The following is a 15080-nucleotide window of genomic DNA, read 5'->3' as shown; positions in this document are numbered from 1 at the left end:
GCCATGGGCATGACATCCCTGAATCATCTACTGGCCGGCATCGTCGACGTACCGTCGGTGTTCGACGTCACCATTCACGGACTGACTGCGGATAGCCGCGAGGTTCGCTCTGGCGATGCCTTTGTGGCCATCGCAGGGGCCAGTACGCCGGCGGATCGATATGTGACCGATGCCATCGAGTCCGGTGCTGTCGTTGTCATGATTGATGTGGGGGATGGCGATCCGGCCTGCTATGAGCGGTCTGGCGCCCTGGTCGTGGCCGTGCCCTCGTTGAAGCAGCGGATGGGGATGATCGCAGACCGCTTCTATGGGTCTCCTTCCCGCGAGCTGGATGTCATCGGTGTGACCGGCACCAACGGCAAGACGTCCGTCACCTATTTCGTGAGCCAGCTCCTGAGCTCGGTCGGACACAGTTGCGGCATTATCGGCACACTCGGCTATGGCGTGGGTGGCCAGATGACGCCGGCAACCCATACCACCCCGGATGTGATCACGATCAACCGGGCGCTGCGCAGGATTCGCGTATCCGGCGGTAAGGCCGTGGCGATGGAAGTCTCGTCTCATGCCCTCGACCAGGGTCGGGTGAACGACGTGCGTATCCGCGGCGCCATCTTCACCAACCTGACCCGCGACCATCTCGATTACCACGGCAGCATGGAAGCGTATGCCGAGGCCAAGAGTCTCCTGTTCCGCCGCGACGGGCTGGAATTCGCGGTGATCAATTTCGACGATCCCTTCGGTCGCCAGCTCCATGGCCAACTGGAGGGTCAATGCGACCGCATTCGTTACAGCCTGCACGAATCCCAGACCGAGCTCTGGCTGAAGTCGTTGACCGCCCACGCGGATGGTTTCGACGCCACATTTGACGGTGCTTGGGGCGAATTTTCGATGTCCGCGCCGCTGCTGGGCACGTTCAACGTCAGCAATGTGATGGCTGCCATGGCGACGGCGCTGCAACTGGGGGCCTCGCGGGATGATGTGGCATCGGCGGCGAAGAAATTGTTGCCGCCGCCTGGTCGGCTGGAGGTGTTCGCCGGGGCTGCGGGTATCCGGGTGGTGGTGGATTACGCCCATACGCCGGATGCCTTGCAGAACGCCCTGCAGGCGTTGAAGCCGCACGTGGAGGGGCAGTTGTGGTGCGTCTTCGGGTGTGGCGGTGACCGCGATACGGGCAAGCGTCCGGAAATGGCTGCTGTGGCTGAAAAGCTGGCTGATCGCGTCATTATGACGGATGACAATCCGCGTACGGAGGATGCCGGAGTCATCGTCAAACAGATTCTGGCCGGATTCACCGACGAGGGTCGGGTTGAGGTGATTCACGATCGGGAAGCGGCGATCCGTCAGGCGGTGTTTGAAGCGCTGCCGGGCGATGTGGTGCTGGTGGCCGGTAAAGGCCATGAAACCTACCAGGAAATCCAGGGCGAGCGACACGACTTCAGCGATGCCGGCGTCGTTCGCCAGGCGCTGGTGGACAGGGAGGCGGAACAATGATGCAGCGATTCACCCTCCAGGACGCGGCCGAAATGGCCGGCGCCAGCCCACAGTCGCCGACGGTCGGGTTCACCGGCGTGTCCACCGACACCCGGACGATCAATCCGGGCGACCTGTTCGTTGCCCTGCGCGGCGAACGTTTCGATGGCCATCGCTATGTCCTGGATGCGGCCCAGGCCGGGGCTGTGGCTGCTGTGGTGGATCATCCGGTTGACGGAGTCGCGATACCCCAACTGGTGGTGGACGACACCCTCAAGGCGCTGGGGCGTCTGGCCCTGGGGAATCGCCTGGCCAGCCCGGCGCGTTGCGTTGCGGTGACCGGGAGCAGCGGCAAGACCACCGTCAAGGAAATGCTGGCCAGCATCCTATGCCACCAGGGGGAAACCCTGGCCACCCAGGGCAACCTGAACAACCACATCGGCGTGCCGCTGACCCTGTTCCGGTTGGCGCCGGACCATCAATACGCCGTGATCGAGCTGGGCGCGAGTGGAGTCGGCGAGATCGCCTACACCGTCAATCTGGCCCGACCGGAAGTGGCGATGATTACCAATGCCGGCGAAGCCCACCTGGAGGGTTTCGGCAGCTACGAGAATATCGTCGAAGGCAAGGGCGAGATTGTCGAGGGCGTCGATCTGGACGGCGCGGTGATTCTCAACGCCGACGATCCGGCGTGTCCCATATGGCGCAAGCGCGCCGGTGAGCGCCGGGTGCTCACGGTGGCGACGACAGACGATAAGGGCGCGGATTATCACTATCGTAATGTTCGCTCAGAAAACGGTCAGGTCACCTTCGAGGCGGTGGGCCCCGGTGGCTGGATCGCCCCGGTGCGTCTCAATCTCCCGGGAAAGCACAACTTACTGAATGCGTTGATGGCGATCGCAGCGACCCGCGAGTTGGGCGCGACCGACGATGCCATCTATCGCGGGCTGGATGAATTAAAACCCGTTAAAGGTCGCCTTGAGCAGATTGCGTTACAGTCCGGCGTCAATCTCATCGACGACAGCTATAACGCCAACCCCACGTCCATGAAAGCGGCGGTGGATGTCCTGTCCCGGCAACCGGGTATGGGGGTTGCCGTGCTGGGGAGTATGGCCGAGCTGGGGGCGGACGCCGACAAGCTGCATGCCGAGGTCGGTGCGTTTGCCCGCGACAAGGGGGTGGCCCACCTGTTGGCGGTAGGTCCCAGTGCCGGAGGCTATCTGACCGGTTTTGGCGACGGTGGACTGGCATTCGCCACCCACGAAGAAGCGGTGGACTGGCTGATCGCACACCAGGCAGCGCCCATGACGATTCTCGTAAAAGGTTCTCGCAGTTCTGCCATGGATAACGTGGTCAGGGCATTGATCAAGAAGGTGAATAACTGATGTTGCTCTGGCTGGCAGACTTCCTCGCGCAGTATTTCGATGAGCTGACGGTTTTCCGTTACCTCACCCTGCGCGGCATCCTCGGCGTGCTGACGGCGCTGCTGATCGCCCTGATTATCGGGCCTTACATGATCCGCAAGCTGGGCCAGTACCAGATCGGCCAGGCGGTGCGTGACGATGGGCCACAAACGCACCTGAGCAAGGCCGGCACGCCCACCATGGGCGGTTCGCTGATCCTCGTGGCGATCGCCGTCAGCACATTGCTGTGGGCGGACCTGACCAACCGTTACGTCTGGATCACCCTGCTGGTGACACTGCTGTTCGGCGCCATCGGCTGGGTGGACGACTACCGCAAGGTTGTCGAGCGCAATCCCCGGGGGCTACCGGCGCGCTGGAAATACTTCTGGCAGTCGGTAATCGGTGCCGGCGCGGCCATTGCCTTGTTCTATTCGTCCAGTCTGCCCCAGGAAACGTCGCTGTTCCTGCCGTTCTTCAAGAACGTCAGCATCGTGATGGGCCCCGTTGCCTTTATCCTGCTGACCTATTTGGTGATTGTCGGCAGCAGTAACGCGGTTAACCTCACGGACGGCCTGGATGGACTGGCCATCATGCCGACGGTCATGGTGGCCGCGGCACTGGCGATTTTCTGTTACCTGTCCGGCCACGCCCAGTTCGCCTCTTACCTGCTGATTCCCCACTTGCCGGGGGCCGGCGAGTTGATTGTGTTCTGCGGCGCACTGGTGGGGGCCGGGCTGGGATTCCTCTGGTTCAACACCTATCCCGCCCAGGTTTTCATGGGTGACGTGGGTGCGTTGGCGCTGGGTGCAGCGCTGGGTGTGGTGGCGGTGATTGTCCGTCAGGAACTGGTGCTGTTCATCATGGGCGGGGTGTTCGTGATGGAAACGATTTCCGTGATCCTGCAGGTGGCCTCCTATCGACTGACGGGACGGCGCATCTTCCGGATGGCGCCGCTGCATCACCATTTTGAATTGAAAGGCTGGCCCGAGCCGCGTGTCATCGTGCGGTTCTGGGTCGTTACGGTGGTCCTGGTCCTGGTTGGACTGGCCACGTTGAAGATTCGTTAAGCGGTTGGATCGTCGATGAGTGTCATTGTTTCAGATCGTCGCACATTGATTGTAGGGCTCGGCAAGACCGGGCTCTCGTGCGTGCGCTACCTGTGTGGGCAGGGGCGGTCTGTTGCCGTGGCGGATTCCCGGCAGCAACCGCCGGGCCTGGACGAGCTGCGCAGGCAGTGGCCGGACGTGCCGGTCCATCTGGGCGAATTCGACGCGGACCTGTTTGCCGGCTTCAACGAGCTGGTGGTCAGCCCCGGTATCAGTATTGCCACACCGGCGATCAAACAGGCCCGGGAAAAGGGCGCGCATATCCGCGGCGACATCGACCTGTTCAGCGAAGCGGCAAAAGCACCGATCGTGGCGATTACCGGTTCCAACGGCAAGACCACGGTGACCACGCTGGTGGGCGAAATGGCGCGCGGTGCGGGTGTGCGTGTGGCTGTCGGTGGCAACATCGGCACGCCGGCGCTGGATCTGCTGGCGGATGATGTGGAGTTGTACGTGCTTGAGTTGTCCAGTTTCCAGCTGGAAACCACGGAGGAGTTGGGGGCCAAGGCGGCCACCATTCTCAACGTGACCGATGACCATATGGACCGCTACCCCACCAGGATGGCGTACTTCCAGGCCAAGCAGCGCATCTACAACGGGTGCGAGAAGGCGGTTATCAATCTGGACGACGCGCTGAGCCAGCCCATGGCCAGGGACAACCTGACGTTCCGCTGCTATGGCGAACACCGCATCAATCCGGACACCTTCAGCCTGCGCGAGGACGAAGGTCACCTCTGGATCACCTACGGCTTCGACAACCTGATCCGTGCCGACGAGCTGCGGCTGATCGGTCGCCATAACCTGTTGAACGTGATGGCGGCGCTGGCGCTGGGGGACTGCGTGGGACTGCCTATGGAGAAAATGCTGGAGGTGGCCCGGACGTTCGAGGGGCTGCCGCACCGCTGCCAGTTCGTGCGCACCGTGAATGGCGTCGACTACGTCAATGACTCCAAGGGCACCAACGTCGGAGCCACGGTGGCGGCACTGGACAGCCTGCGTCCGAAGCAGGGCCGGTTGGTGCTGATTGCCGGCGGTGATGGCAAAGGCGCCGATTTTGAGCCGCTGAAAGCCCCGGTGCGCCAGAGTTGCCGTTCGGTGATCGTCTTCGGCAAGGACGCTGGCCGGTTGCAGGATACCCTGTCCGGCGAGGCCGAGGTGCGTCGGGTTGCAGATCTCGCCGGGGCGGTCCGCGAGGCCGCCGCAGTGGCCGTACCCGGGGACCGTGTGCTGTTGTCCCCGGCCTGCGCGAGCCTGGATATGTTCAGCCATTACGAGGCGCGCGGTGCGGCCTTTATCGAGCAGGTGGAGGCGTTGTCATGAACGCAACGCTGGCCATGAAGCTGTCCCGCACCGGCGGCCTGCAACCGCTGCCGCTGCTGATCTTCAGCGCCGTGACCCTGCTGCTGATCGGCGTGGTCATGATTGGCTCCGCGTCCATGGATACCGCAGCGCAGAACATGGGTAACGCCTACTACTACATCAGTCGCCAGTTTGTGTATGCCTTTATGGGCGCCGTGCTGTGCCTGGTGGTCGCCAACGTTCCCCTGAGCTGGTGGGAGCGCAGCGGCTGGCTGCTGTTGGGCATTGCGCTGCTGATCCTGGCGCTGGTGTTGACCCCGCTGGGCCGTTCAGTCAACGGCTCCACCCGCTGGATTCCGCTGGGCCTGTTCAATGTGCAGGTGTCCGAAGTGGCCAAGATCTGTCTGATCGCGTACCTCGCCGGCTATGTCGTGCGTCGTCGTGACGAGTTGGTGAATACCTGGTTCGGCTTCCTCAAGCCGGTGCTGGTATTGGGGTTTGCTTCGATGCTGATGGTCATTGAGCCGGACTTCGGCGCCACAGTGGTGTTGATGACGGCGGCGCTGGGCATGATCTTCCTGTCCGGTGTGCGCCTGAGCCGGTTCCTGCCCCTGATTGCCGCTTGCTTGGCTCTGGGTGTGGCACTGGTGGTGTTCCAGCCGTACCGGCTGAAGCGGGTGGTGTCCTATCTCGACCCCTGGCAGGACCAGTTCGATACCGGCTACCAGCTGACCCAGTCGCTGATTGCCTTCGGTCGAGGCGAGTGGTTCGGCGTGGGGCTCGGCAATTCGGTGCAGAAGCTGTTCTACCTGCCAGAGGCCCATACCGACTTTATCTTCGCGATCATCGCCGAGGAATTCGGACTGATCGGCTCGCTCTGCATCCTGCTGTTGTTCGGGCTGCTGGTGTGGGTGGGCCTGGTGATTTCACGTCGCGCCGAACAGGCGGGGATGCCGTTTGCCTCCTGTTTTGGTTACGGCCTGACGCTGCTGATCGGGCTCCAGGCGGCCATCAATATTGCCGTGAATACCGGCCTGCTGCCCACCAAGGGGCTGACATTGCCGTTGGTGAGTTATGGCGGCAGTAGTCTGCTGGCCACCTGCGTGTGCATCGGCGTACTGGCGCGTATCGAGATGGAACGGCTGGACAAGCTGGAACAGGCCAGCGAGGGCGGTAAAGGCAAGGCGAAAACAAAAGGAGGGGCCAGTTATGACGACTAGGCGCTTCCTGATCATGGCCGGTGGCACCGGAGGCCATGTGTTCCCGGCGCTGGCCACGGCCCGCCATCTGCAGGAGCAGGGGCACGAGGTGTACTGGCTGGGCTCCCGCGGGGGTATGGAAGAACGGCTGATCGGCGAGACGGGTATCCCGATGGCAACGATTACCGTTTCCGGCCTGCGCGGCAAGGGCCGGTTGGCGCTGCTACTGGCGCCGTTCAGGCTGGCGCGGGCGCTGATCCAGGCGCTGGGTGTGATGCGCCGGATCAAACCGCACTGCGTGATCGGCATGGGCGGCTTCGTGACCGGTCCCGGTGGCGTGGCGGCCTGGCTGACACGGACACCGTTGCTGGTTCACGAACAGAACGCCATCGCCGGCATGACCAACCGGATCCTGGCCCGCTTCGCCGAAACGGTCATGGAGGCCTTCCCCGGAAGCTTTGGCCAGGCAGTCGTTACCCGCTACACCGGCAACCCGGTGCGCGGTGACCTGGCAACGATGGCGGCGCCAGCGGCCCGTTTTGCCGAGCGCAGCGGACCGGTGCGGCTGCTGGTTCTCGGCGGGAGCCTTGGGGCGCAGGCGATCAATACGACCCTGCCCCGGGCACTGGCACTGATGCCGGAAGATCAGCGCCCCACGGTGCGCCACCAGTGCGGAACGCGCAACCTGGAGGCCACCGAGGCAGCCTATGAAGAGGCCGGGGTGACGGCGAAGCTGGAGCCGTTCATCAGCGATATGGCCGAGGCGTACAACTGGGCTGACATCGTACTGTGCCGGGCCGGGGCTTTGACGATTGCCGAACTCTGTGCGGTGGGACTGGGCGCCATCCTGGTGCCGTTCCCGCACGCGGTGGACGACCACCAGACCCGGAACGGGCAGCAAATGGTACAGGCGGGGGCAGCCATCCTGATCCCGCAGAGCAAACTGACAGATAACGTGTTGGCCGAAACCCTGAGCACCCTCTGTAGCGACCGCGAGAAAGTGGCGGCGTTAGCGGATGCGGCGCGCTCACTGGCCCGGGCCGACGCTACGGAGCGTGTTGTGAATTATTGTCTGGAGGCGGCCCATGGCTGAATCAACCAATCCGCCGCTGGTGTACCAGGTCCCGGAAATGCGCCGGATCCGCCGGATCCATTTCGTCGGCATTGGCGGTGCCGGTATGTGTGGTATCGCCGAGGTCCTGCATAACCAGGGTTATGAGGTATCCGGTTCCGACCTGAAGGCCGGCGCCGTGACCGACCGCCTGAAAGGCCTGGGTGTGCAGATCTTTATCGGCCACCGTGAAGAGAACAGTGCCGATGCCGATGTGGTCGTGGTATCGACGGCGGTCAGTGCGGAAAACCCGGAAGTCAAAGCGGCCCGAGATCGTCGTGTCCCTATTGTACCGCGGGCGGAAATGCTGGCGGAGATCATGCGTTACCGCCACGGCATCGCGGTGGCCGGGACTCACGGCAAAACCACCACCACCAGCCTGATTGCTTCGGTCCTGGGCGAAGCGGGTCTGGACCCGACCTTCGTCATCGGCGGCAAACTCAACAGCGCCGGCACCAACGCCCAACTGGGTGGCTCCCGCTACCTGGTGGCCGAGGCCGACGAAAGCGATGCGTCGTTCCTGCACCTGACGCCGGTGATTTCCGTGGTGACCAACATCGAAGCGGATCACATGCACACCTACGGCAACGACCTGGAGAAGCTCAAGCAGACGTTTGTCGACTTCCTCCACAACCTGCCGTTCTACGGCGTGGCCGTGATGTGCAGCGACGACGCCTACGTGCGCGAGATCACCCCGCGGATTTCACGGGCCATCATTACCTACGGCATCGACGACGAGGACGCGGACTACCGCGCCACCAAGATCCAGTCCGATGGCCTGCAGACCCACTTTGTGGTCACGCGCCCTGGCGGTCGGTCGGATCTGAACGTGTCCCTGCGCATGCCCGGTCGACACAACGTACTCAACGCGCTGGCGGCGATCGCCGTGGCGAGCGACGAGGGTGTGGATGACGATGCGATCGTCCGAGGCCTCGCCGGTTTTGCCGGTGTCGGACGGCGCTTCCAGGTCTACGGCGACTATCCCATCGAAGGCGGTACGGTCACGCTGGTGGACGACTACGGCCATCACCCGACCGAAGTGGCCGCCGTGATCCGCGCCGCCCGTGAGGCCTGGCCCGAGCGTCGTCTGGTGATGCTGTACCAGCCGCACCGTTACAGCCGGACCCGCGACCTGTACGAAGACTTCGTGAAGGTGCTGTCCGATGTGGACGCGCTGTTGCTGATGGACGTCTACGCTGCCGGCGAACCGGTCATCCCGGGTGCGGACGGGCGCAGCCTGTGCCGCAGTATCCGCCAGCGCGGCAACATCGAGCCGATTTTTGTGGAGAAAGACGACGACATCCGCAAGCTTCTGTCACGCACCCTGCAGGATGGCGACGTTCTTTTTACCCAGGGCGCGGGTGATATCGGCGGTGTGGCCGCCCGGCTGGCGGCCTCTGGACTGAAGGGGGGAGGTGACGCATGACGGCCCCGATCTATCGTGCAGATCCGGATCTGGTCAAAGCCCTGGGTCGCGTGGCGGTCCTGATGGGAGGGAATTCTGCAGAGCGGGCGGTGTCGCTGAAGAGCGGGGAAGCCGTGCTGAATGCCCTGATCGCCGCCGGCGTGGACGCTTTCGGCATCGACGTGCAGGGCAACCTGCTCAATGCAGTCAGCCCGGCGGATTGCGATCGGGTCTTCATCGCGCTGCACGGTCGCGGCGGCGAGGACGGCACCATTCAGGCGATCCTCGCCGAATCCGGCATTCCCTACACCGGGAGTGACGTACTGGCCTCGGCGCTGGCGATGGACAAGTTGCGCACCAAGTACGTGTTTGAGGGCTGTGGTCTGAAAACACCGAAGTTCCGCACCATGACCTCGGTGGAAGATGCGGACGACATCGTGGCAGCGCTGCGGATGCCGCTGGGCGTCAAACCGGCCCGGGAAGGATCGAGCATCGGCATCCGCAAGGTCGGCAGCCGCGAGGAACTGGTGGACGCCTACGAGGCGGCCAGCGAACACGACCCGCTGGTGCTGATCGAGGAGTGGGTCGAAGGCCCGGAATTCACGGTCAGCATCCTGCAGGAGCATGCGCTGCCGGCGATTGGTCTGAGTACCGATCATGTGTTCTACGACTACGACGCCAAGTACCTGAGTGACGACACCCGCTATCAGGTGCCGTGCGGGTTGGCGCCGGATGACGAATTGCGATTGCAGCAACTGGCCCAGGAGGCTTTCCGCGTCGTGGGCTGCCGCTCCTGGGGGCGGGTCGACGTCATGCAGGACGCGGATGGCGAATTCTGGTTGCTGGAGGTCAACACCGCGCCCGGCATGACGGACCACAGCTTGGTGCCCATGGCGGCCCGCGCGGCGGGCATGAGCTTCGAAGAACTGGTGGTCCGGATCCTGGAGGACACCCTGGAGAACGCCGATGCGTGACCTGTTGAGCCTGCGTATGCGCCAGCCCCCGGAACCGCCGCGGCGGCGAGGGGCCACGTCTCTGGAACCGGATCGCCAGCCGTTTAACCCGCTGGGCGTGATCTGGGGCTGGTTGCTGACGCTGCCATGGCTGCAGGTGACCCTGGGACTGGCGGTGCTGGTCCTGGCGGGGCTGGTGCCCTGGGCAACCGGGTCGGCGCTGAACGCGCTGGACCGGCCGATTGTCGATGTGGAGGTGAAAGGCGATCTCAAGGGCCTGGATAAAAAGCAGCTGCGCGCGGACCTGGGCAACCTGGTGGGACGCAGTTTCTTTGCCACGGACCTGGAAGACGTGAAGCACCAGGTGGAACGGGAGCCCTGGGTGGAGTCGGCCGCGGTCCGCCGGGTCTGGCCGGACCGTCTTGCGATCGATATCCGGGAGGAACGGCCGTTGGCCTATTGGAACGACGGTGAGCTGATCGGCCGCTCCGGCCATGTGTTCCGGCCGGCCAACCCGGAAGTGGCCGGCAGTCTGCCGCACCTTTCCGGGCCTGAAGGGCGGGCCGAGGAGGTTGTGTCGGTGGCCCGGAAAATGGCCGACAAGCTGCATGACAGGAACATCGGCTTTGCCGGCCTGACCCTGGAAAAAAGGGGGGCCTGGACGCTGAAGCTGGCCAACGGCATTGAGGTGGCGCTGGGACGCGACCAGGTGGAGAGCCGCTTCGACCGCTTCATGACGGTCTATCAACAGCGGTTGGCTTCCCGGGCCGACGAAGTGGAACGTATCGATGCCCGTTACACCAACGGTGTGGCGGTGCGCTGGAAGACGCTTGAGAAAGCGCCTGAGAAAAATTCATAGACCATTCAATTGGTGAGCACATGTCAGGGGATGAAACGGAAAACATGATTGTCGGCCTGGATATTGGCACCTCCAAGGTGGTGGCCATTGTCGGCAAGCGCAAGCTCGATGGCACGATCGAGATCGTCGGGATCGGGTCCCATCCGTCCCGCGGTCTCAAGCGCGGCGTCGTGGTGAACATCGAAACCACGGTGCATGCGATCCAGCGTGCGGTCGAGGAAGCCGAGCTGATGGCCGGATGCCGTATCCATTCGGTCTACGCCGGCATTGCGGGCAGTCATATCCGCAGCCTCAACTCCCACGGCATCGTTGCCATCCGGGACCGGGAGGTGACCCAGGCGGACATCGACCGGGTGATCGACGCGGCCCAGGCGGTGGCCATCCCCGCGGACCAGAAAGTGCTCCATATCCTGCCCCAGGAGTTCGTGATCGATAACCAGGAGGGCATCAAGGAGCCGCTGGGTATGTCGGGTGTGCGCCTGGAGGCCAAGGTGCACCTGGTCACCTGTGCGGTGAACGCGTCGCAGAACATTGAGAAGTGTGTGCGCCGCTGCGGCCTGGACGTGGACGACATCATCCTCGAGCAACTGGCCTCCAGCTATGCCGTACTGACCGAGGACGAGAAGGAACTGGGCGTGTGTGTGGTGGATGTCGGCGGCGGTACGACCGACATCGCGGTGTTCACCGGCGGCGCCATCCGTCACACGGCGGTGATCCCGATCGCCGGTGATCAGGTGACCAACGACATCGCCATGGCGTTGCGCACGCCGACCCAGAACGCCGAGGAAATCAAGATCAAGTACGCCTGCGCGCTGACCCAGCTTGCCGGCGCCGATGAAACCATCAAGGTGCCGAGCGTGGGCGAGCGTGCGCCGCGGGATCTCTCCCGCCAGGCCCTGGCCGAAGTGGTGGAACCCCGCTACGAGGAGCTGTTCACCCTGGTTCAGGCGGAGCTGCGGCGCTCGGGGTTCGAGGATCTGATCCCGGCCGGGGTCGTGATCACCGGCGGCTCCTCCACGATGGAAGGCGTGGTGGAGTTGGCCGAGGAAATTTTCCACATGCCGGTGCGCCTGGCGTCACCGCAGGCGGTATCCGGCATGACAGATGTAGTCAATAACCCGATCTACGCCACGGGTGTCGGGTTGTTGATCTACGGGTTCCGCCAGATGGATCTGGGTAAGGGGCCGGTGCTCAGGCAGGAGGATGCCCCCTCTCTGCTGGAGCGCATGAAAGCCTGGTTCACAGGGAATTTCTGACGAACCCGGTAAACGTGGCATGACCGGCATCGCCGGAGCAGTAGAAACGAAGGTCTCTCGAAAAAATATCGGTCACCGAAGGCCGGAAAGATAACGAAGGAGTAGGGGAAATGTTCGAACTGGTCGATAACGTTCAACAGAACGCAGTCATCAAGGTTATTGGCGTCGGTGGTGGTGGCGGTAATGCCGTTCGTCACATGCTCACCAGCGACATCGAAGGTGTGGATTTCATCTGCGCCAACACAGACGCCCAGGCACTGGCGGATATGGGAGCCAAGCAGGTGATCCAGCTCGGTGGCAACATCACCAAGGGGCTGGGCGCCGGTGCCAATCCGGAAGTCGGCCGCCAGGCTGCCCTGGAAGACCGTGACCGTATCGCCGAGGCCCTCCAGGGTGCCGATATGGTGTTCATCACCGCTGGCATGGGCGGCGGTACCGGTACCGGTGCAGCGCCGATCGTGGCGGAAGTGGCCCGTGAACTGGGCATCCTGACCGTAGCGGTGGTCACCAAGCCGTTCAATTTCGAAGGCGGCAAGCGGATGACCGTGGCCGAGTCCGGCCTGAAGGATCTGGAAGACAGCGTCGACTCGCTGATTACGATTCCTAACGAAAAACTGCTTGCAGTAATGGGTAAGAAGACTAGTCTGCTGGATGCCTTCGCCGCGGCCAACGACGTGCTGTTGGGTGCGGTACAGGGCATTGCCGACCTGATTACCCGCAACGGCATGATCAACGTCGACTTTGCCGACGTGAAAACCGTGATGTCCGAGATGGGCATGGCGATGATGGGTACCGCCCGCGCCACTGGCGAGAACCGTGCCCGCGAAGCCGCCGAAGCCGCCGTGCGCAGCCCGCTGCTGGAAGACATCAACCTGCAGGGTGCAAAAGGCATCCTGGTCAACATCACCGCTGGTATGGATCTCAACCTGGGCGAGTTCTCCGAGGTGGGCGATATCGTTCGCGAATTTGCCTCTGATGCCGCGACCGTGGTTGTGGGTACCGTGATCGATCCGGAAATGACCGACGAACTGAAGGTGACCGTGGTTGCAACCGGTCTGGGTGGCGAGCGCGACAAGCCGACCAAGGTGGTCGACAACACGCGCACCCTGGACGGCAAGACCGACTATCACCAGCTGGATCGTCCGGCCGTCCTGCGTCGTCGCGCTGTGGCCAACGGTAATGTGGCGATCGATCAGGAACGTGATGGCGACGAGCAGAGCGTGGATTATCTCGATATTCCCGCATTCCTGCGCCGTCAGGCTGATTGATAAGCTGTCTCAATAGGGACTCGGGATAGAATAGAAAGAAGCTAGAAAGGCCATAGTCATAGCCTTCGGACATTACCGATTGGTTAAATGGTGTTCAGTATGACTTTCTGATAAGCTTCGCGCAGTTTTTGCCCGAATAATATCTAACATTTGTGACGGATTTTTGTACGATGATCAGACAACGTACGCTCAAAAACACCATCCGTGCGACCGGTGTCGGTTTGCACTCGGGTGAGAAAGTCTATCTGACGCTCAAGCCTGCGCCGGTCGAGACAGGGATTGTGTTTCGGCGGACGGACCTGGATCCGGTTGTCGAGATCAAGGCGTGTGCTGAGAACGTCGGCGAAACCATGCTGTCCACGACCCTGGTCAAGAACGGCGTTCGCGTGGCAACGGTCGAGCATCTTCTCTCCGCCATGGCGGGACTGGGTATCGACAATTGCTTCGTGGAGCTGAGTGCGGCCGAGGTGCCCATCATGGACGGCAGTGCCGGTCCTTTCGTCTTCCTCCTGCAGTCGGCGGGCATTGCCGAGCAGGACGCAGCCAAGCGTTTCATCCGCATCAAGCGGGAAGTGGCGCTGGAAGAAGGCGACAAGAAGGCGACGTTCCTGCCTTTCGAAGGCTTCAAGGTCAGCTTCGGTATCGATTTTGACCATCCGGTCTTCAAGGGCCGTGCCCAGAACGCCACGGTGGACTTTTCCAGCACGTCGTTCGTGAAGGAAGTCAGCCGGGCCCGCACCTTCGGGTTCATGCGCGATATCGAGAAGTTGCGCTCCATGAACCTGGCCCTGGGCGGCAGTGTGGACAACGCCATCGTCGTTGACGACTACAAAATCCTCAACGAAGACGGCCTGCGCTACGAAGATGAGTTCGTCAAACACAAGGTACTGGACGCCATCGGCGACCTTTACCTGTTGGGCAACAGCCTGATCGGCGAATTCCGCGGCGTGAAGTCAGGTCATGACCTGAACAACAAGCTGCTGCGCAAGCTGCTGGCTGAAGAAGATGCGTGGGAAGTGGTGACCTTCGAGAATGAGGCCACGGCTCCGATCTCGTATCTCAAGCCCGTTCTCGCGTCCCAGGCCTGAGACAGGAAGCTCAGTCCTTCCCGTCCTTGACGTGGCGGGAGAGTTTTTCGAGAACTTCGCGTAAACCTTCGTCCTTCGTATGCCCGGCTTCCTCCTCGAGGAGCCGGGCATTTTCCTCACTCAGCGGTTCCTTTGTGACGACCGGCTGTTCCTTGGGGCGCGGCGGCGCCACCTTGACCTTCAAGCGCCAGGCATACTGGAAATCCGGCTCCTTTCTAAGCTCTGCCAGAATTTCCCGTTGCCGCAGTCGCACCTGGCTGGCCACGACGCTGCCGTCCGCAGAGACGGCCAGATCCCCGTCATGGTAGCTGAGAAAGCGGCAATGCCCGCGCAGATTGGCTGGAATGGCATCCAGCACGACGCGCTCCGCCTTGCGGTGGATCTCGGCGTGCGCGAGTAACCGGCGCAGGTTGGGTTCATGCCGGGAGTCGCTGGGATCCAGTGTCAGTTGGGTTTTGCGTTTCATCGGATTCTCACGGAATTCAGTGCCCTGCGCCGTGCCGGGACTCGACGGTACCCGTTACGATTGGTTACTATTTGGCACGGTTTGTGGATGTGGCCTGTATTAGACTGGTTTTACCCTCTTGAAATGGTCCCTGTCCAGCTCAGTTTCAAGGTAGACGTCGGGGGCCTTGATCGTATCCGTATCGGAGTCGTCCCGCG

General features: G+C 62.5%; 13 protein-coding genes. 12 read left to right on the top strand and 1 reads right to left on the bottom strand.

All coding sequences use genetic code 11. From position 1 onward, the window contains the following. Nucleotides 1-3 precede the first annotated feature (3 nt). The 12 genes from EZI54_RS09950 to lpxC all read left to right on the top strand — a co-directional run bounded on the left by EZI54_RS09950 (nt 4) and on the right by lpxC (nt 14417). Nucleotides 4-1491: a UDP-N-acetylmuramoyl-L-alanyl-D-glutamate--2,6-diaminopimelate ligase gene (locus tag EZI54_RS09950; RefSeq protein WP_131481519.1), complete on the top strand. Its 1488-nt coding sequence runs from the start codon at nt 4-6 to the stop codon at nt 1489-1491. Beyond that, nucleotides 1488-2855, top strand: a complete 1368-nt coding sequence (locus EZI54_RS09945; RefSeq protein ID WP_131481517.1) for a UDP-N-acetylmuramoyl-tripeptide--D-alanyl-D-alanine ligase — start codon at nt 1488-1490, stop codon at nt 2853-2855. Before EZI54_RS09950 ends, EZI54_RS09945 begins: the two co-directional genes overlap by 4 nt. Further along, nucleotides 2855-3940 (top strand): phospho-N-acetylmuramoyl-pentapeptide-transferase, encoded by a 1086-nt coding sequence (gene mraY, locus EZI54_RS09940; protein WP_131481515.1) that lies wholly within the window; start codon nt 2855-2857, stop codon nt 3938-3940. Before EZI54_RS09945 ends, mraY begins: the two co-directional genes overlap by 1 nt. A 15-nt stretch (nt 3941-3955) precedes the next feature. After that, nucleotides 3956-5299 carry a UDP-N-acetylmuramoyl-L-alanine--D-glutamate ligase gene (gene murD, locus EZI54_RS09935; RefSeq protein WP_131481513.1) on the top strand — a complete coding sequence of 448 codons (1344 nt, stop codon included), beginning with the start codon at nt 3956-3958 and terminating at the stop codon, nt 5297-5299. Further along, the gene (gene ftsW / locus EZI54_RS09930) at nt 5296-6498 is read left to right on the top strand and encodes a putative lipid II flippase FtsW (RefSeq protein WP_131481511.1); all 1203 of its coding nucleotides are present in this window, start codon (nt 5296-5298) and stop codon (nt 6496-6498) included. Before murD ends, ftsW begins: the two co-directional genes overlap by 4 nt. Further along, nucleotides 6488-7570 carry an undecaprenyldiphospho-muramoylpentapeptide beta-N-acetylglucosaminyltransferase gene (murG, locus tag EZI54_RS09925; protein WP_131481509.1) on the top strand — a complete coding sequence of 361 codons (1083 nt, stop codon included), beginning with the start codon at nt 6488-6490 and terminating at the stop codon, nt 7568-7570. The genes ftsW and murG overlap by 11 nt, the downstream gene beginning before the upstream one ends. After that, the gene (gene murC, locus EZI54_RS09920) at nt 7563-9014 is read left to right on the top strand and encodes a UDP-N-acetylmuramate--L-alanine ligase (protein ID WP_131481507.1); all 1452 of its coding nucleotides are present in this window, start codon (nt 7563-7565) and stop codon (nt 9012-9014) included. The genes murG and murC overlap by 8 nt, the downstream gene beginning before the upstream one ends. Continuing rightward, complete coding sequence (locus EZI54_RS09915; RefSeq protein WP_131481505.1) at nt 9011-9967, top strand: D-alanine--D-alanine ligase; 957 nt, start codon at nt 9011-9013, stop codon at nt 9965-9967. The genes murC and EZI54_RS09915 overlap by 4 nt, the downstream gene beginning before the upstream one ends. After that, nucleotides 9960-10805 (top strand): cell division protein FtsQ/DivIB, encoded by an 846-nt coding sequence (locus EZI54_RS09910; RefSeq protein ID WP_131481503.1) that lies wholly within the window; start codon nt 9960-9962, stop codon nt 10803-10805. The genes EZI54_RS09915 and EZI54_RS09910 overlap by 8 nt, the downstream gene beginning before the upstream one ends. A 20-nt stretch (nt 10806-10825) precedes the next feature. After that, nucleotides 10826-12061, top strand: coding sequence for a cell division protein FtsA (gene ftsA / locus EZI54_RS09905; RefSeq protein ID WP_131481500.1), 1236 nt, complete (start codon nt 10826-10828; stop codon nt 12059-12061). 110 nt (nt 12062-12171) lie between these two features. Beyond that, complete coding sequence (ftsZ, locus tag EZI54_RS09900; protein WP_131481498.1) at nt 12172-13329, top strand: cell division protein FtsZ; 1158 nt, start codon at nt 12172-12174, stop codon at nt 13327-13329. 170 nt (nt 13330-13499) lie between these two features. Then, nucleotides 13500-14417 carry a UDP-3-O-acyl-N-acetylglucosamine deacetylase gene (lpxC, locus tag EZI54_RS09895; protein WP_131481496.1) on the top strand — a complete coding sequence of 306 codons (918 nt, stop codon included), beginning with the start codon at nt 13500-13502 and terminating at the stop codon, nt 14415-14417. Nucleotides 14418-14427: 10 nt separating this feature from the next. Here lpxC and EZI54_RS09890 read toward each other — a convergent pair whose 3' ends face one another. Continuing rightward, nucleotides 14428-14883 (bottom strand): DciA family protein, encoded by a 456-nt coding sequence (locus EZI54_RS09890; RefSeq protein WP_131481494.1) that lies wholly within the window; start codon nt 14881-14883, stop codon nt 14428-14430. Nucleotides 14884-15080: the final 197 nt, after the last annotated feature.

The organism is Marinobacter halodurans (assembly GCF_004327985.1).
In the GTDB taxonomy this organism is placed as follows: Bacteria; Pseudomonadota; Gammaproteobacteria; order Pseudomonadales; family Oleiphilaceae; genus Marinobacter_A; species Marinobacter_A halodurans.
Note: the sequence above shows the minus strand (reverse complement) of the source record. Positions and strands in the feature narration are given on the sequence as shown.